Source organism: Rubripirellula obstinata, assembly GCF_001642955.1.
Classification (GTDB): domain Bacteria; phylum Planctomycetota; class Planctomycetia; order Pirellulales; family Pirellulaceae; genus Rubripirellula; species Rubripirellula obstinata.
Genome location: NZ_LWSK01000031.1, coordinates 1 through 17,502, shown reverse-complemented (window position 1 = coordinate 17,502; position 17,502 = coordinate 1). Strand labels below are relative to the sequence as shown.

The 17,502-nt window shown below is 53.3% G+C and carries 14 protein-coding genes; 2 read left to right on the top strand and 12 right to left on the bottom strand.

What is annotated here, in order from left to right:
- Window positions 1-376 precede the first annotated feature (376 nt).
- Genes RC85_RS10070 through RC85_RS10025 form a run of 10 tightly spaced genes read right to left on the bottom strand, consistent with a single transcriptional unit; the run spans window position 377 to window position 8,371 of the window.
- Window positions 377-2,122 carry a Na(+)/H(+) antiporter subunit D gene (locus RC85_RS10070; RefSeq protein ID WP_068261965.1) on the bottom strand — a complete coding sequence of 582 codons (1,746 nt, stop codon included), beginning with the start codon at window positions 2,120-2,122 and terminating at the stop codon, window positions 377-379.
- Window positions 2,119-2,484, bottom strand: coding sequence for a hypothetical protein (locus tag RC85_RS28440; RefSeq protein ID WP_235033221.1), 366 nt, complete (start codon window positions 2,482-2,484; stop codon window positions 2,119-2,121). Before RC85_RS28440 ends, RC85_RS10070 begins: the two co-directional genes overlap by 4 nt.
- Window positions 2,485-2,494: 10 nt before the next feature.
- On the bottom strand, window positions 2,495-3,934 hold the full coding sequence (locus RC85_RS10060; RefSeq protein ID WP_420821390.1) for a proton-conducting transporter transmembrane domain-containing protein: 1,440 nt from the start codon (window positions 3,932-3,934) through the stop codon (window positions 2,495-2,497).
- 56 nt (window positions 3,935-3,990) lie between these two features.
- Window positions 3,991-5,535, bottom strand: coding sequence for a monovalent cation/H+ antiporter subunit D family protein (locus RC85_RS10055; protein ID WP_084422533.1), 1,545 nt, complete (start codon window positions 5,533-5,535; stop codon window positions 3,991-3,993).
- Window positions 5,469-6,077 carry a sodium:proton antiporter gene (locus tag RC85_RS10050; RefSeq protein WP_261340470.1) on the bottom strand — a complete coding sequence of 203 codons (609 nt, stop codon included), beginning with the start codon at window positions 6,075-6,077 and terminating at the stop codon, window positions 5,469-5,471. Before RC85_RS10050 ends, RC85_RS10055 begins: the two co-directional genes overlap by 67 nt.
- Entirely contained in the window at window positions 6,074-6,541 is a 468-nt protein-coding gene (locus RC85_RS10045; protein WP_068261958.1) for a Na(+)/H(+) antiporter subunit B, read from the bottom strand. The genes RC85_RS10050 and RC85_RS10045 overlap by 4 nt, the downstream gene beginning before the upstream one ends.
- A complete protein-coding gene (locus RC85_RS10040; RefSeq protein WP_068261955.1) occupies window positions 6,538-7,122 on the bottom strand; it encodes a DUF4040 domain-containing protein in 585 nt (194 codons plus the stop codon). The genes RC85_RS10045 and RC85_RS10040 overlap by 4 nt, the downstream gene beginning before the upstream one ends.
- A 3-nt stretch (window positions 7,123-7,125) precedes the next feature.
- Entirely contained in the window at window positions 7,126-7,494 is a 369-nt protein-coding gene (gene mnhG, locus RC85_RS10035) for a monovalent cation/H(+) antiporter subunit G (RefSeq protein ID WP_068261952.1), read from the bottom strand.
- Between the two features lie 5 nt (window positions 7,495-7,499).
- Window positions 7,500-7,835, bottom strand: coding sequence for an MrpF/PhaF family protein (locus tag RC85_RS10030; protein ID WP_068261950.1), 336 nt, complete (start codon window positions 7,833-7,835; stop codon window positions 7,500-7,502).
- Between the two features lie 2 nt (window positions 7,836-7,837).
- The gene (locus RC85_RS10025; RefSeq protein WP_238383117.1) at window positions 7,838-8,371 is read right to left on the bottom strand and encodes a Na+/H+ antiporter subunit E; all 534 of its coding nucleotides are present in this window, start codon (window positions 8,369-8,371) and stop codon (window positions 7,838-7,840) included.
- Between the two features lie 176 nt (window positions 8,372-8,547).
- Between RC85_RS10025 and RC85_RS10020 the strand changes: the two genes are divergently transcribed.
- On the top strand, window positions 8,548-9,954 hold the full coding sequence (locus RC85_RS10020) for a glycosyl hydrolase (RefSeq protein ID WP_068261948.1): 1,407 nt from the start codon (window positions 8,548-8,550) through the stop codon (window positions 9,952-9,954).
- A 327-nt stretch (window positions 9,955-10,281) separates the two neighbouring features.
- Here RC85_RS10020 and RC85_RS10015 read toward each other — a convergent pair whose 3' ends face one another.
- Both RC85_RS10015 and RC85_RS10010 read right to left on the bottom strand, forming a co-directional pair.
- A complete protein-coding gene (locus tag RC85_RS10015; protein WP_084422532.1) occupies window positions 10,282-13,032 on the bottom strand; it encodes an alpha-L-rhamnosidase in 2,751 nt (916 codons plus the stop codon).
- Between the two features lie 73 nt (window positions 13,033-13,105).
- Complete coding sequence (locus RC85_RS10010; protein ID WP_068261945.1) at window positions 13,106-14,506, bottom strand: sugar porter family MFS transporter; 1,401 nt, start codon at window positions 14,504-14,506, stop codon at window positions 13,106-13,108.
- A gap of 340 nt (window positions 14,507-14,846) precedes the next feature.
- Here RC85_RS10010 and RC85_RS10005 point away from each other — a divergent pair, with 340 nt between their 5' ends.
- On the top strand, window positions 14,847-17,207 hold the full coding sequence (locus RC85_RS10005) for a glycoside hydrolase family 3 N-terminal domain-containing protein (RefSeq protein WP_084422531.1): 2,361 nt from the start codon (window positions 14,847-14,849) through the stop codon (window positions 17,205-17,207).
- Window positions 17,208-17,502 lie beyond the last annotated feature (295 nt).

The window sequence follows — 17,502 nt, the reverse complement described above, 5'->3', positions numbered from 1 at the left end:
ATTCGTCAATTCAGAGGCGGGATAAGCGGGGTGGGTTTCGCCGAATCACGCCCCCCTAATCATCGAATACGGGGCGAGAATCGAACGCTCTTACCAGAGTATGCCCATGATATCGCGAAAACCTTCACGATTATGCTCTGAATTAGCACGATAGTGCAGATAACAAGCGATCAGCGACAGAGCGACTGACTTTTTGAAGCGGGGCAAGCGTTTACAAGCCACCGACGGTAACCGGCCCGGACATTTCTATCAGCCCAGCCGCTAATCCAGAGTGATGTCGTTCAAAGTTGGATTGCCGAAAATCCGCTCCGCCTGCTTCGACCCCATCCACTCTCGAAATCACCGCCTTGGTTCGCAGCGGCGTCCTACGAATAACCTATCGCTGCAAGTAGTACATCATTAGATAAACGGCCAACATCAACGTTGACCAAAATGTCATCGTGCTGGTGGACCAAGTCCGACCAAACAACCCGTTTTCGTCAAAGTTCTTTTTCGCATTGCTTAAGACTGACCCGATGACCAGCAAGGCATCTTTGCGCATCCACCCATCGATGCTGCTGACGCAATAGCCGACGCCGCCCATGATCTTGGGGATCAATCGACGATAGATCCAATCGGTATCTAAATTGGTCGATCGCTTTTCATCGGGATACAAACCTGACTTCATCAACACAACGAACGCCAGTGCCGCAAACATCAACAACTGCATCTGGGTGACGACGTGAGTGACTGTGTAGGGGTGATAATCGATCGCTGGATTTGGCAACCACTTGTACAGCAACGGATAGGCGACACCCAAACCGATACAGAAGAAGGCACCCATCGCCATCGCAACCAACATGTTCGTTGGCGCTTCCTCGACTCGTTTTCCTGAATCATGGGCAAAGAACGCGAAGAACGGAATCTTGATTCCCGAGTGTTCCATCACGCCTGCCGAAGCGATCAACAAAATGATCCAAACCCAAAACTGGTGATCTTCCGCCGCCGCTGAAATGATCATCGACTTGCTGATAAAACCACTCAGCAGCGGAAAACCCGAAATGGCCGCCGCACCAATGATGCAAAACACCGTGGTCCAAGGCATCGACTTATACAGCCCACCCAATTCGGTCGCCTTGGTGGTTCCGACCCGATGCAACACCGCGCCCATCGACATGAACAGCAACGACTTGTAGATGATGTGACAAAACGCATGAGCCACCGTTCCATTGATCGCCAATTCTGATCCGATGCCAATGCCAACCACCATGAACCCGAGTTGGTTATTCAGGCTGTAGGCCAACACTCGTCGCAGATCATTTTCAATCACCGCAAACACGATCGGAAACAAAGTCATCGCACAACCGATCGCGATCAATGGTTCAAAACCGGCGAACCCGCGAATCAACGAATAGACAGCCAGCTTGGTCGTGAACGCTGACAAGAACACGGTCCCGGTCGGTGTTGCTTCTGGATAGGAATCTTGCAACCAGTTGTGCAGCAACGGGAAAGCACACTTGATTCCAAAGGCGATCAAGATCAACCATGTCGCAGGCGTCAGAGCGGCAAACGCGCTGTCATTGGCAGAAGTTTCGACCAGCAGATTGCCAAATTCAAGCGAGCCGGTTTCCACGTACCTCAAAATCGCACCGGTCAGCAGCAAGACGCCCGAGGTGACTTGTATGACCAGGTATCGCATTCCCGATCGGAACGCACGCTGCGTGCCCGAAGCCCAAACCAAAAAAACGCTCGAAACAGCCGTTAATTCCCAGTAGACGAACAGCGTCATCAGGTCGCCCGCGCAAGCTGCGCCGATGGCCGCACCCGCATACAAAATCGCAGCGACATGTTGTTTAACATCGCCCACATGCAACGCATAGATCGACGCCATCACGGCAGCCAAATGAAACACAAACCCAAACACTCGACTGATCGAATCAATGTGAGTGATGTTTAGCGTCGCGCCCAAATAATCGATCTGCCCGTGGTTGCCGTCGGGAATCAAGCAGAAATGAATCAGGCTTAACACGGACAACAGCAGTGCCGCCGGTGGTGCCACGCGTTTGCCAACGAAGGGCAACAGCAACGCACCGACCATCATGATCATGCCAGGCGGCAAACTTTGTGCAATGTCTTGGATCATCGCCGTTTCCCCTTCTTGGCTTTCTTCCGGTTCTTCTTGTTTGTCTCTGGCGACTTGCTGCCTTGAACCGCTTCATCAATAGACTGTTCGTAATAGTCTTCACTTCGCATCACAAACACTCGAAGTAAACGCCCAAGGAAAACCACTGACGCAAAGGCGACAAACCCAAACCAAGCTTGAAACGCAAACGACGTTTCGATTGCAAAATGTGGATGCGGATTGGTGTAGAACAAATCCGCCAACGCCAGCAGCACGCACAGGACCACCAATCCAACGATGATGGCGTTGATGTTCCGCGGCTTTTCAAAAAAGCCGGGATTGGCGTCGGCGTGTTCGCCCAATGATTCTTCGTTTTGACTCATGCGGGCTGACTCACTCGGACACGATCGGCAAAAGAGCTTGATAAATAGGTTCAGCCGCAAAGAACAGCACAATCGAAAGTGTTGCTGTGATCACCAACGGAATCACGCACGCAAGCGGTGCTTCGCCGTGGTCGTGCGAATGGTCTGAATCGTGATTGGAATCACGGTCCGGTCGCGGCTTCAAAAATGCTTGGATTGGAATCGGGACTAGGTAGGCAATGTTCAACAGCGAGCTGATCATCAGTGCTGCCGTCAACGCGTACTGATGCGTTTCCGCGGTGCCGACCGCCAGGAACCACTTGCTCCACGCACCACCGCCGGGCGGTAACCCGATGATGCTTACCGAAGCAACTAAAAAGGCACCGAACGTCCATGGCATCTGTCGCCCCAACCCAGCCATGTCACTGATGTTCTTTTTGTGAGCGGCGACATAAATCGCTCCGGCACAGAAGAACAACGTAATCTTTCCGACAGCGTGCATCACAATGTGCATTCCGCCACCGATCACGCTGTCGGGCGTCGCCAGTGCCGCACCCAATGAAATGTAGGCCAATTGCCCGATCGTTGAATAAGCCAACCGAGCCTTCAAGTTGTCTTTCGTCATCGCAATGATCGACGCGACCACAATCGTGAACCCGGCGACATACGCAAGCCAAAGATTGACGCCCGTCGCCTGAAGCAAATCGATGCCAAAGATATAGACAACGACCTTCAGCAGCGAAAACACACCGACCTTCACCACGGCCACAGCGTGCAGCAAAGCACTGACCGGCGTCGGCGCGACCATCGCTGCCGGCAACCAGCGGTGCATCGGCATCAACGCAGCTTTGCCGATACCGAATGCGAACAGCCCCAGCAAAACACCCAGCGCAAGCGTCGAAATCTCACCCGCTTCGTAGGGCACATTTAGGATCCCGCCCTGCTTGAAATCCAGCGTTCCGCACAACGACCAAGTCCAGGCGATCGCCATCATGAAAAACGCGATCGAGGTGGAAAGCAGGATCCCCAAATAGATCCGCCCGCCCGACTTTGCTTCCGCGGTTCCATGATGCGTCACCAAGGGATAAGTCGAAACGGTCATCAATTCGTAGGCCACAAACATCGTGAAAAGGTTTGATGAAAACGCGGCAGCGATCGCGGCAAAGATCGCGAGGGCAAAGCAGCCAAAGAATCGTGTCTGGTGTTTTTCGTGATGGCCACGCATGTAGCCCGCACCGTAGATCGTGGTCAAAATCCACAACCCCGACGCCACCAGAGCGAAGATCATCCCAAGCGGTTCGACTGAAAATGCAATCGAGAACCCAGGCAACATCTCACTTACGAACAACTCGGGGCGCTGACCGTCAAAAACGCTGCTGGCCAACAAGCCAACCACACCGAACAAAATCGTGGCGATCACGACCGTTGAACATTCGCGTGCGTTGGGACGATTGCCCAGCACGAAGTTCATCACGAACGCGACGAGCGGCAAGACGAGCGACAAGACAATCAAGTTGACGGGATCGGTCACGGTGTCGCTCCCAACAATTCAGCGGCTGCGGCTGCGGCAAGACCCGCTGAATAAGTCGTCCAAATTCCGAACAGAACCACACAACCGATAATCGCATAGGTCGGAATCAGCATTCCTGCCGGTGCCTCAGTGGACGCAACGACCGCATCCGAAGGTTCCGAGAAATACAGTGTCTCGACAACTTTCCAAACATAGGCCACTGCCAACAAAGAACTAAGCAGCATCAAGGCTGCCACCGGCCACCATCCGTTTTGCATCGCGGCAGTCAACAGCAACCATTTGCTGATGAAGCCGGCCGTCATGGGAACTCCGATCAAACCCAGCCCACCGATCGCCCAAGCGAATCCGGTCCACGGCATCGTTCGACCGGCACCCGCCCAATCACTTAGCCGTGATGAACCCAGTCGCAGGATGAAACAACCCGCGACCATAAACAAACCACCCTTGATCAGCGCGTGATTGAACATGTGAACAATCCCGGCGGTCAATCCATCAATGTTGGACATACTGACGCCAAGCAACATGTAACCGATTTGCGCGACGCTGCTGTAGGCGAGCAAGCGTTTGACATCGTCCTGGAAAACCGCCGCGGTCGAAGCCACAAAAATTCCGATCAGCGAAAACACCATCAATGCCGAATCGAGCGGTAGCAATTCAAAGGCAAACTTCGGCGTCATGATGCCGTAGACCAAACGGATGAACGCGTAAACAGAAACCTTGGTCGCGGTGGCAGCGATGAAACACGTGACGACTGACGGTGCATACGTGTAAGCACCCGGCAACCATGTGTGCAGCGGAAACACCGCCATCTTGACGCACAATCCCACCGTCAGAAAAGCAAACGCAACCATGATCGTGCGTGGACCATCAATCGTGTCGATTCGCGACGCGATGTCAGCCATATTCAGCGTACCGGTCATCTGATACAGCAACCCAATTCCGATCAGAATGAACGTTGCCCCGATACTGCCGACAATCAAATACTGAAGCGCCGACAAGGGTGCGCGGCGAGTTCGCCCGAGTGAAATCAACGCGTACGACGATAGCGACGAGATTTCTAAGAACACAAAGACATTGAACAAATCGCCCGTGACACAGATGCCCAGCAATCCTGTCATGCACAATAAGTAAGTCGCGTAAAACAGATAGTGCTTTGATGGCTGTATTTCTTTGTTGACGCTATGCGGAGCGTAGAACAGCACGATCATTCCAAGTGCTGAAACAAACATCGCCATAAAGCTGCTCAAGCGATCAACGACATACTCGATGCCGTAAGGCGGTTCCCAGCCGCCAAGCTCATAGCGAATCGTTCCGCTGTCGCCCACTTTGATCACCAAAGCCACGGCGATCGCGAACACCAACACGGATGCGAGTAATGACATCGCATAGGCGATACGCCCGCGACCTGCCAAGACACACAGCGGCGCGGTGATCATTGGGATCACGATCAACAGGACCGGTAGGTTTGCTTCGATCACCTTGCCGATACCCCCGGACTTGCCTTTTTCTTCTTCGCCGCCCGCTCTCGTCCAGCGGCCCATTCTTCTTGGTTGATCTGCAAAATCTCATCTTCTTCAACAGTGCCATAGTCCTCGCGGACCCGAACAATTAACGCGAGCGCCAATGCGGTGGTCGCGATACCAACGACGATCGCGGTCAGCATCAAAACACTGGGAAGCGGATTGGAGTAAACGATGTTTTCAGCATCGATTCCCGTCATCGCAACGTATCCCGTTGCGGAATGGGCAGCTTCGTGTGCGATCTCGGTTGCCCCATCAACACCGTGATCGACACCGTGATCAACGACGCCATGACCTGCGTGTTCACCGTGCCCGTGATGGTCGCTGTGATGGTCGCCGTGATGCGCGGCTGCCGCAGCGATATCGGGTGGCACGATCGGTGCGGTCGCTCCGTCAATCTTGCCCATCGAAATGTAGAGCAAGAACACCGAAGTCTGAAAAATATTCAGACCCAAAATTGATTTAATCAGGTTTCGCCGAGCGATAACGATGTAGAACCCAGTCATCATCAAGAAGACAACGACCCAGTAATTATAGAGCCCCAGTGCTTGCACCATGGTCATGGCGTGGGCTCCTGTTTTGCCTGGACATGTTTTGCCTGGACGCGTCCAGCGAACGCATAGAAAATCATCGTCATAACGGCCGTGACCGTCACACCGACACCAAGTTCGACAAGGAACAGGCCGAGGTGCTGGCCGGTTGGTAAAATGCCCGGCAAGACATGATGTTCCAGATAGTCGTAATCAAGAAAATTGCCTCCCAACAACATCGTCAACACACCCGTGCCAGCAAAAATCAAGACGCCCAACGACATTAGCTTTTCAATCACTCGTGGCGGTGCAACGGTGCGAACAGCATCGAGCCCAAACACCAGTCCATACAGAATTAAACCGGACGCAAAAATAACGCCTGCTTGAAAACCGCCACCCGGACCATAGTCGCCATGAAATTGGACATAACAGCCAAACAACAGGATGTAGGGGATCAGAATTTTCGTGACGACACGAATGATGGGGAACGTCTTCATGCGTTGTCTCCTGATGCAGCAGCACTTCCTGGTCGGCCACCAGTCTTGCTGTCTTCCTCTTTTCCACGTCGAAGAATCAACAACACGGCGATCCCGGCGGTAAACACGACGGTCGTTTCGCCCAATGTGTCGTAGCCTCGATAGCTGCCCAAGACAGCGGTGACAACATTGGGTAATCCGTGCATGTCGCCCTGCGTGCGTTCAACAAAACTGGGGCTTGGGTGGATGTGGATCGGGTCACTTGGGTCACCAATCTGCGGCATGTCCAACGTGCCGTAGATCAACATGCAACCGGTCAAGACAACGACCATAAAGGGGATCGGGCGGAACTTCGCACCGGATGCCTTTTCGGTGGTGCCAGTTAAGGCAAGCGTGCTAAGCATCAACACGGTTGAAATACCTGCACCCACGGCCGCTTCGGTGAACGAAACATCGGGTGCATCGAGCAACAGCATCCAACTAGCCGAAAGAAAGCTATAGATGCCCGTGAACATGACCGCGGCCCACAAGTCACGAATCCGAGCGATTGTGACTGCAGTGATTGCAAGGAACAGCAGAATAGCGACATCAATGGCGGTCATCACTCACTCGCCTCCCGACGTTTGATTCGAGTTTTGGTTGTCGGAATTTGGCACGTCTAGTTGAGGCTTCAGCCCGTGTGCGATCGCCGATCTGGCCAATGCGTGGCATGACGAAGGACTGGTGACCAGGACAAAAAACAGAATGATCACCAGTTTGAATGTCACCAACGAAAGTCCGGCTTGCACCATTAATCCCGCCAAAATCAATCCGGCCCCCATCGTGTCGGTCAAACCAGCACCATGCATCCGAGAAAAGAACTCGGGCAAACGGCAGATTCCGATGCCCCCGATGATTGCAAAGATACTGCCGCTGATCAGCAATCCGCCACTGATCAACCACACAATCGTTTCGTAGATTTCGCCCCCAAACATTGGAATTAGTCTCCACCACTTTTAAGTGCCGTATTCCCAATCGATTTATCACCGAAGGGAGTATCAACGTTGGGGTTTTGCCCGCCAAATTCACCCTGCGTCGTGAATCGTAATAGAGCGACCACGCCGATGAAATTCATCAAGCTGTACAGAAGCGCGAGGTCCAAGAAATCAGTTCGCCCCTGCAAAAAACTGACGACACAGATCAGCAAAACCGTTTTGGTTCCAAACATATTGAGCGACAAAACGCGGTCAAAAACCGTTGGCCCCAACATCGCGCGAACCAACGCGAACGACATCGTCACTAAAATGGCGACACAGGCGGTGAACAGAAAGACCATCGTTAAACGTCCTTCCTTGATTCGTCGCTAGAAGGTCTTGATCCTTCTAATCGGCACACTCGATCACTCATGTCACTGGACATTTCATCGGCCGCTTCTTTTAGCGATAACGCGTGAACGCGAACTTTGTCGCCAAGCATTTCGACGGACACGGTCCCGGGGGTCAACGTAATTGAATTGGCATAGATCACTCGCCCCAATGGCGTCTGCTGCTTTGCGTTTACCAATATCAAATTTCGCTTCAGAGGCATCCGTGGTGACATCACGATTTTGGCGACTTCCCAGTTCGACACGGCGATTTCTTTGATCAACCATGGTGCGTAATGAGTGAAGGGCCGAATGCCCAACTGTGCCGGCGCACCTTCTTCATCAATGATCTGCATTCGCACGCCGAGAAAAAGACAACCAAGGCATGAGAGAACACCCAAACCGATCAGGAATGGGCTTTCGAAGTGGCCAGACCACAGCAGCCAATTGGCAAGCAGCAACAGTCCTAGTGTGACAACATATTTCAAGATCAGCGTCCTGCTTTGCATCTCGATTGGCGAATAATATCGCGGGAATATAGCTCTGGATGCCGACGGAACAAAGGGGAATGTGCGGTGATGGGGCATAACATGCGCAACTTCTGATCGATTAGACTCCAAACCAACACCCCCAATTACCCAACTTCACGCAAAGCTCACTCCAACGCTGTTAAACAAATTTCAACATGAAAATTGACGATCAAATCACACCTGTATCGCTACAAAAATCTCTGGACCATTTTTGGGATCTTTCGGCATCCAAGATCGAATCCATCGAACGTGATTACGATCCCTCTGCTGGTTCGCCCGTGTTCACCGTCGATGGACGCTACCAAACACGCGGATGGACCGAGTGGACGCAAGGATTCCAATACGGCAGCGAGATCTTGCAGTTCGATGCATGCGGCGACCCAGAAATGCTTCAGCGTGGACGAAACAACACGCTGGAAAAGATGGCTCCGCACGTCACCCACTTTGGTGTTCACGATCACGGATTTAACAACGTCAGCACGTATGGCAACCTGCTTCGGCTGATGCAGGAAGGTCGGATCGAGCAAAACGATTGGGAGCAGCGGTTTTATGAAATGGCGTTGATGGCTTCCGGCGCGGTGCAAGCCAAGCGTTGGACGACGCTTCCCGCAGCCAACGGCCCAGCGGAGAATAACAACGATGCCGGATACATCTATTCATTCAATGGGCCTCATTCCCTGTTCGCTGATACGATTCGGTCACTTCGATCGTTGTCGGTCGCCCATCAACTGGGCCACAACTTGATGGAAGAAAACGATCGCAAGGTGAATTTATTGCATCGAGTGATCCAGCACGCCCGAACGACGGCCGAGTTCGCGGTCTATTACGGCGAAGGTCGCGACGCCTACGACATCCCTGGTCGGACGGCGCACGAGAGTATTTTCAACTTGAACGACGGACAGTATCGCTGTCCAAATTCACAGCAAGGTTATGCTCCGTTTTCCACCTGGACCCGCGGCTTAGCGTGGATCATGGTCGGCTTCCCTGAACAATTGCAATTCCTGGCAACGCTGGACGATTCAGAACTTGAACCGGTCGGCGGCCGCGCGGCGATTGAATCGTTCATGCTAAAAGCTGCTCAAGCAACCTGCGATTTCTACATCGATCATTCTGCGGCCGATGGGATTCCGTACTGGGACACCGGCGCGCCACAACTCCATCGCTTGGGTGACGGATACCTCGACCGCGCCGCTGATCCTTACAACGAACACGAACCCGTTGACAGTTCAGCCGCCGCGATCGGCTGCCAAGGACTTCTGCGTTTGGGTGCCTACCTTGGTAATCGCGGCGACAGCGATGCGGCAATCAAATACACCGCCGCTGGACTAACCATCTTGCGAACGCTGCTGGACGAACCGTACCTCAGCACCGATGACTCGCACCAAGGATTGATCCTGCATTCGATCTACCATCGCCCCGGTGGTTGGGACAACATTCCAGCAGGACAAAAAATCCCCTGTGGTGAAAGCAGCATGTGGGGCGACTACCATATTCGCGAAGCCGCGCTCTACGTACAGCGAATGGCGAAGGGCGAAGCCGAACACACCTTCTATCTGGCCTGATGGCGATGTGTTGGTGTCAACTTTCAGCGGGCCGAACCCAACGCCGTGAAGGGTTTCTAAACCGTTTAACCGCGTGGGCATCGCCCCGCGCGTTCATGCCGGGCGAAACGCGCGGGGCGATGCCCACGCGGTTAAACGAACTAACACGTGTTTTCCGGGACCAAAACTCTTCACGGCGTTGAGCCGAACCCTAACTGGCATTTCCAAAGTAGGCCGTAGCGAGCTTTTAGCGAGTTACGGCAATGCCCGAAAATGCCGTAACTCGCTGGAAGCTCGCTACGGCCTACATGCTACACGTTGAATTTTCACCTCGTCGCGAAAACCGGCTTACGGAACCACGGCCGGTTCAGCAGTTTCGGCTGCCGCTGCGTCTGCGGTGTTGACCTCACACTCAAACTGGTGACTTCCCGGTGACACGGTTTTTGCCGGCGTTCCGTCCGGGAAGACGATCGTCGCGGTGGTGCCCGGCGGAACGGTCACGATCATCGACAACGCGTTTCCGTTCAGCGTCCAAGCGCTCGAAGCCTTGCCGTAAGCGGTTTCCAACTCCGCTTTGGCGGAAGTCAGCGGCCCGCCGACGACCGGCCGTACAAAAAAGTGCTTGTAACCGGGATGGTCGGGATCGGGTGCAATTCCCGCGATCCGCTCAACCATAAACTGACCAATCGCGCCGTAGGCATAGTGATTGAACGAATTCATCGCGACGTTGCCAAAGCCGTTTTCATGGCTGTAGCTGTTCCAGCGTTCCCACATCGTCGTCGCACCTTGGTTGATCGAATAAAACCAAGACGGATAGCTCTCTTTGAACAAGACCGAAAAACCAATATCAGCATGACCGGTTTGTTCAAGCACGCTGGCAATGAACGGCGTGCCCAAGAAACCAGTGCGCAAGTGGCCGCCTGCTTCGTCGATTAAGCGAACTAAATGCTCAGCCGCTTGCTCGTGCTGATCTTGTGGAATCAAATCAAACGTGATCGCCAACAAGTAAGCCGTTTGGGTTTCCGGTGCATTCTGTAGCTTTACATTGCTGTCGAAATAGTGCTTCGCAAAAGCGTCGCGAACGGATGCCGCTTCTTCATCGTATTTTTTTGCCTCCGCCGTCTTACCCAGCACGCGAGCAGAATCAGCGAGAATTCGGACGCTGTTGGCGTAGAAAGCTGTCGCCAATAAGTCGTGCGGCGTGTCGCCCTTGTTATCATCAGCGTAGGGCTGAAGCCAGTCGCCAAAACCTTTGACGCCGACCACAATGCCGCCCTTGGATTTAGAGCGATACCACTGCACCAACTGCTCCATCATTCCAAAGTTATCCGACAGAACTTCGGTGTCGCCAGTTCGCACGTAAACATCCCACGGAACAATTGTTGCCGCATCCATCCATCCGGGACTTCCGCCGCGGTTGTTCAATACATCAGGAATGACGTGCGGAATGCGACCGTCGCTAAACTGATCGTCTCGCATCGTTTCCAGCCAACTTTTCCAAAAAGCGTGGCAATCGTAATTGAACATGGCTGTTGGGCAAAACGCTTGAGCGTCGCCGGTCCATCCCATCCGTTCATCACGCTGCGGACAGTCGGTCGGAATGTCAAGAAAATTGCCGCGCTGTCCCCAAACAATGTTCTCCTGCAATTGGTTCAGCTTGGCGTGCGACGATTCAAAGTTGCCAATCTGATTTAGCTTGGAATGCAGCACCATGCCCTTCACCCAATCAGCGTTGGGCTTAGTGCCGTCGGGAAAACCCGATAGCTCAACGTATCGAAAACCATGGAAGGTGAAAGTCGGTTGCCACTGGACGTTGCCCGTTTCAGCGGCGGTGTAATGGTTGATCGATTTCGCCGATCGGTAATTCTCGGTGTACATCGTGCCGTCTTGATTCAGCATTTCAGCAAACCGCATCGTGATGACTTGGCCTTTCTGGACCGGAATGTTTAAAAGCGGCCAGCCCACCATGTTTTGCCCCAGATCAAATACAAAACGCCCGGGTTCTGGTTCGGTAATCGCCTGAGTCGCCAATGTTTCGGTCGCGCCGACCGCCGCGAAAGGCTTGGGAGTCAATCGAGCGGAACCCAGGTCATCATTGGCAACAACTGAGTTCCACTGCGCGGTGGATTCAGCTTCATCGAACCCGAACTGATTCCAGCCTGGCATTTCCTTCGCTGCATCGTAAGTCTCACCATCGTAGATACTCGAGGCGCGGATTGGTCCATCCAGGGTTGCTCGCCAAGATTCGTCCGAAACAATTCTTTCCTTGCTTCCATCTTGATACGTGATTTCCAACTGCATCAACAACTGCGGCGACTTGCCGTAAAAGTTTCGTCCGTCTTTCCAACCTAAATGCCCGGCGTACCAACCATAACCAAGCGTTGCACCCAGAGTGTTTCCGCCATTTTGGACCAGCTCGGTCACGTCGTAAGACTGAGTGTCAATTCGCTTTGAGTACGAAGTCCATCCAGGCGTGAAAGCGTCATCGCCAATCTTCTGTCCATTGAGATACGCTTCATAAAGCCCTCGTGCTGTCACGTACAGCCGAGCACTTTTAACGTCACCCGACGCGGAAAAATCTCGCCGCAGATACGCAACGGGCTCCTGCTCTGCGTTTTTCTCATCCGCGTCTTTTTCATCGGCCGTTGCGATCCACTTTGCATTCCAGTCATCGGCTGACAATAGACCAAGTTCAAACTGGGCAGGAACGCTCCAATCGGATTCAGCGCCATCCTGATCACGAAAACGAACATGCCAATCGAGTTGTTGCCGCGAACTTAGCGGCGGACCACCGTAGGGAACAAAAACGGATTGATCCGAATCGACCCAACCGCTGTCCCAGATCGTTTCATCACTGCGGACATCGCCAACTTCAATTTGATAAGCGGTTTGGCTTTCGGTGCCATCCGGCAATTGCCAAGAAAACGTTGGCGTTGCGTCGTGGAAGCCTAGCGGGTTCACGAAACCTGCGCCCACGACTAATCGATGCGGAGCGATGCCGTCGGCGTAGACACTGCTACACGAACTGCAAAACAAACCCGCGCAGGTGCAGAGAACGGCAAGTTGGCAAACCAGATGGGTCAAACGTGATCGTTTCATGGAGATTCCAGATGCTGTACTTATGAAAAAAGTGTTTCGTTGTTGTTCGATCCAATGCTACAGATTCTTTCGATCAACCTTGCATGTCTTCCAGTTCTCGGCCTTTGGTCTCATGCACAAACTTTGCGATGAAGACGATGGAAATCACCGCACACACGGCATACAGCCCGTAGGCACCGCCCAGCCCAATGCTGGCCAGCAAAATCGGGAACGTCATCGTCACGGCAAAGTTGCTGGTCCACTGCGCCAGCCCGCTGACGGCCAATCCTGACCCGCGAATTTGGTTGGGGAACATCTCACCAAGCATGACCCACATGACCGGGCCCCAGGACATGTTAAAGAAGATCACGTACAAGTTCGCAGCCACCAATGCGATCGGACCATTGCGGCCTTCCAGTTTCAGCGAACCACCTTCTTGAACCAGAGCCTGTGCGAACACAAACGCCATCACCGCCAACGTGATCGACATCCCGACCGAACCGATCATCAACAGTGGCTTGCGACCGATTCGGTCAATCAAAAACGTGGCAACCAAACAGGCCGCGATGCTAAGCGCTCCGCTGACGACATTGATCAACAACGCGTTGCTTTCCGAAAACCCAGCGGATTGCCAGAGCACGCTTCCGTAGTAGAACACGACATTGATGCCGACGAGTTGCTGGAAAGTGGCCAGCCCGATACCAACCCAAACAATGGGTCGCACGCCAAGTTTTTTATCGACAATGTCTTTCAAGCTTGGCCGATGCTGGGCCCCCGCAAGCGAGGCGTCAATCTGTTTCAGCATGCCTTCGGCATCGTCGCCCATCAATCTTTTCAGTACCGTCAACGCTTTGTCTTTCTTCCCACTGGCGACCAAAAACCTTGGGCTTTCGGGAATGAATAACAGAGCGATGAAAAAAGTGATTGCCGGAACCAATTCCACCCAAAACATCCACCGCCAAGCTTCGTACCCCATCGCAAACTCCATCGTGGAACCACCCGCTTTACCGGCGATCACATAGTTGCTGAGGAAGGCAAAAAACAAACCCGAGATGATTGCAATCTGCTGAATCGATGACATCCGCCCGCGAAATCTGGCAGGCGTGACTTCGCTGATGTAGGCGGGTGCCAAAACGCTGGCGGCACCGACGGCCAATCCGCCAAGGATTCGGTAGACAATAAATTCGCCCGACGATTCGGCGATCCCCGATCCCCAAGCACTGATGGTAAAGAACAGGGCTGAAACGATCAGGATGCTACGGCGTCCCACTTTATCAGCCAACGTGCCAGCGAAGAACGCACCCACGGCGCATCCCAAAAGCATCGACGCCACATTGAAACCCGTCCCAACGCTGTCCGAATTAAACGCCGTTTTCAGCCCGTCAACCGTGCCGTTGATGACCCCGCTGTCGAACCCAAACAGGAAGCCACCGATGGTCGTCACAACGCTGATCAGAATGACGAAGCCGACGTTGGTTGAATCGTTTTTTGTCATGGTAGTTATCGGTAAGAAAAGAGAATTCCAAACTCGTTTGATCAACGAGTTTTTGTATTGAAAAGATTCTAACAGACCAGCAAAGCAAACGGGGCCAACCACCGCACTGCATTGATGCAAGATTGCGTTTTTAAATGCGTGGAAATATCACCCCGGAATTTGGGGGTGGCCCACGGTTTTTCCCGAAAAAATACTTCGTGGCCAATTCGCAATTGCCATTCGGCAAAATTCTAAAAAATGCGAACAATGAATGTGTAGGCAACGGCAGCAGCAAGCGAGTTTTGGTTAGTATTAATACCCACGTCTTCGAGCTCAACTATCAAATGGGAATCTTCCTTAGATGAACAACACACGCCTGCCAATCCTTGCCGCATTGCTGGCCGGTTGGATCACTGTTGCTGACGCACAGACCGAAACTGCCACTGCTGAAACTGCCACACTGACTTACCAAGATCCGTTAGCTTACCAAGATCCGTCAGCGCCGATCGACGAACGCGTCGAAGATCTGTTGGGCCGGATGACGCTGGAGGAAAAAGTTGCTCAATTGAATTCGATCAGCATTCGCGGTTCGGCGGCTACCCAAGAAGGCTTTGTCGTGATGAAGAAGACCATCACGGAGCGACTGAATAACGGTATCGGCCAGATCGAAAATACCTTTGATCCCCGTCCGCCGCGAAAGAGTGTCGAACAGGTGAACAAAATGCAGCAGTACCTGATCGACAACACCCGCCTAAAAATCCCCGCCTTGATCGGCAGCGAATGTCTGCACGGTCATGCTGGATACAATTCCACGGTGTTCCCCGTTCCGCTGGCCATGGCGTCCAGTTGGAATCCCGAACTGGTCAACGAAGCGTTCAACGCGATCGGCATCGAATCGAGAGTTCGCGGATCGCACGAAGCGCACACGCCCGTGTTGGACCTGGGCCGCGATCCTCGCTGGGGACGCATCGAAGAATCCTATGGCGAAGACACTTACCTGGTCAGCCAAATGGCGCTCGCGGTGGTGTCGGGCTTGCAGGGCGGGAAGAGCGGCGATCCGGGGCGCGACCACATCGTTTCGGCACCCAAGCACTTCGCAGGTTACGGCCAAGTGGTTGGCGGACGCAACTTTGCCGCCACCCCGATCGAAACCAAAACGTTGATGGACGATATTTTGCCGCCGTTTGAAGTCGCTGTCAAAATCGCCGGTGCGCAAGGCATGATGGCATCGCACTGTGACGTCGGCGGAGTTCCCGCCCACGGAAATCGCTGGTTGTTGACCGAGTTGCTGCGAGACCAATGGGGTTTCAAAGGCATGGTCGTTTCGGATTACATGGACATCAAACGGCTGGAAGAATTCCACCACGTCGCGGCAACGGTTCAAGACGCCGCTCGCATGGCGCTGATTGCAGGCATGGATTTGGATCTGCCCGATGGCGTCGCCTACCAGGAACTAACTGCCGTTATCAAGAACGAACCCGAATTGGAATCCTATCTGGATCAAAGTGTCTCACGGATCTTGCGGCTGAAGTTCATGATGGGTTTGTTTGAAGACCCTTTCGTGGACGCTGACGTCGCCGAAAAAATCGTTGGACAACCATCGCACGTCGCACTGGCCGAACAGTTGGCTCTTGAGTCGATCACGTTGCTACGGAACCCCGAAAACATTTTGCCGCTTCAGCTAGACAGCCTGGACCAAATCGCCGTCATCGGCCCAAATGCTGCCTCTGAGTTGATCGGCAACTACACCATGCAAAACGACTACGTGGTCAGCCTACTGAAAGGCATTACCGACTTTGCGTCCGATTCATCCACGGTCAAATATCAAAAAGGTTGTGGATTGGGAACGTTTGATCCCAAGTCCGGTTACCGGTCGGCCAGCTTGAAAGATGAACTTCCGATGATTGAAAAAGCAGTCAAGTTGGCAGCGAATTCGGGCGTGGCGATCGTTTGCGTCGGAGGCGACACAAAAAGCGCCCGCGAAGCTTTTTACCGACCCGGCGTTCGCGGAGACCGATCGACGCTGGGTTTGCTGGGCAACCAGAAAGAACTCGTGATGCGAGTGATCGAAACAGGAACACCAACCGTCGTGGTCTTGATGGGCGGCAGGCCTTTTTCAATCCCGGAAATCGCAGAGCAGCCCTGTGCTATTTTGAACACGTTTTATCTCGGGCAAACCAACGGCACCGCGGTCGCCAAAGTGTTGTTCGGCGAAGTCAACCCGAGCGGCAAGTTGCCGTTGAGCGTGCCAAGATCGGTCGGCCAATTGCCGGTCTACTATTCGCAGAAAGCAACGTCGTTCTACAAGGATTACTGGGAAGAAACCTCGCGACCTTTGTTTCCGTTTGGACACGGATTGTCTTACACGACGTTTGAAACGTCGAATCTAAAACTGGCAAGCCAAGAGTTCGCGATGGACGAACCCGTCAAGTTTTCCGTCCAAGTCAAAAACACAGGCAAGGTCGCCGGTGCCGAAGTGGTTCAGGTTTACTTCCGCGATAAAGTCGCCTCGGTCGTGCGTCCAGAAAAGCTTCTCGTTCGATTCCAAAAAGTGTTCTTGGAACCCGGCCAAACAAAAGAACTGTCCTTTGAGCTTTCGCCAAAGATCGACCTGTCGTTCACCGGAATCGAGATGGAACGAGTCACCGAACCGGGCGAATTTGAGCTCACCGTCGGCGGTTCGCTCGATAGTGAACTCAAGGAAACCTTCCTGGTCAGGTAACTCGGCCTAACGAACTGAAGTGTATTTTGCGGGGCCAAAACTAACGCCTTCGCTGCAGGCTACTCGTCTGCGCCGCGAAGAGTTTTGGTGCCGGAAAATACGTATTCGTTCGTTTAGCCGCGTGGGCATCGCCTGGCCTGATGAAAGTCATTTCAACGCAGCAAATTGGGCAAGCTGCACCATGGCAGACAACACAAACTGGAATGCTGTGAAGCATCGTGGCAACGGCACATTTCCCTGATCGCCAGCACGTAGGCCGTAGCGAGCCATAGCGAGTTACGGCAATGTGCGCAAC

Bases quoted from the DNA above. Each gene is read 5' to 3' on its own strand.
- RC85_RS10070 (WP_068261965.1), bottom strand. From the start codon at position 2,122: ATGATCCAAGACATTGCACAAAGTTTGCCGCCTGGCATGATCATGATG.
- RC85_RS28440 (WP_235033221.1), bottom strand. From the start codon at position 2,484: ATGAGTCAAAACGAAGAATCATTGGGCGAACACGCCGACGCCAATCCC.
- RC85_RS10060 (WP_420821390.1), bottom strand. From the start codon at position 3,934: ATGAACTTCGTGCTGGGCAATCGTCCCAACGCACGCGAATGTTCAACG.
- RC85_RS10055 (WP_084422533.1), bottom strand. From the start codon at position 5,535: ATGGGCCGCTGGACGAGAGCGGGCGGCGAAGAAGAAAAAGGCAAGTCC.
- RC85_RS10050 (WP_261340470.1), bottom strand. From the start codon at position 6,077: ATGACCATGGTGCAAGCACTGGGGCTCTATAATTACTGGGTCGTTGTC.
- RC85_RS10045 (WP_068261958.1), bottom strand. From the start codon at position 6,541: ATGAAGACGTTCCCCATCATTCGTGTCGTCACGAAAATTCTGATCCCC.
- RC85_RS10040 (WP_068261955.1), bottom strand. From the start codon at position 7,122: ATGACCGCCATTGATGTCGCTATTCTGCTGTTCCTTGCAATCACTGCA.
- mnhG (WP_068261952.1), bottom strand. From the start codon at position 7,494: ATGTTTGGGGGCGAAATCTACGAAACGATTGTGTGGTTGATCAGTGGC.
- RC85_RS10030 (WP_068261950.1), bottom strand. From the start codon at position 7,835: ATGGTCTTTCTGTTCACCGCCTGTGTCGCCATTTTAGTGACGATGTCG.
- RC85_RS10025 (WP_238383117.1), bottom strand. From the start codon at position 8,371: ATGCAAAGCAGGACGCTGATCTTGAAATATGTTGTCACACTAGGACTG.
- RC85_RS10020 (WP_068261948.1), top strand. From the start codon at position 8,548: ATGAAAATTGACGATCAAATCACACCTGTATCGCTACAAAAATCTCTG.
- RC85_RS10015 (WP_084422532.1), bottom strand. From the start codon at position 13,032: ATGAAACGATCACGTTTGACCCATCTGGTTTGCCAACTTGCCGTTCTC.
- RC85_RS10010 (WP_068261945.1), bottom strand. From the start codon at position 14,506: ATGACAAAAAACGATTCAACCAACGTCGGCTTCGTCATTCTGATCAGC.
- RC85_RS10005 (WP_084422531.1), top strand. From the start codon at position 14,847: ATGAACAACACACGCCTGCCAATCCTTGCCGCATTGCTGGCCGGTTGG.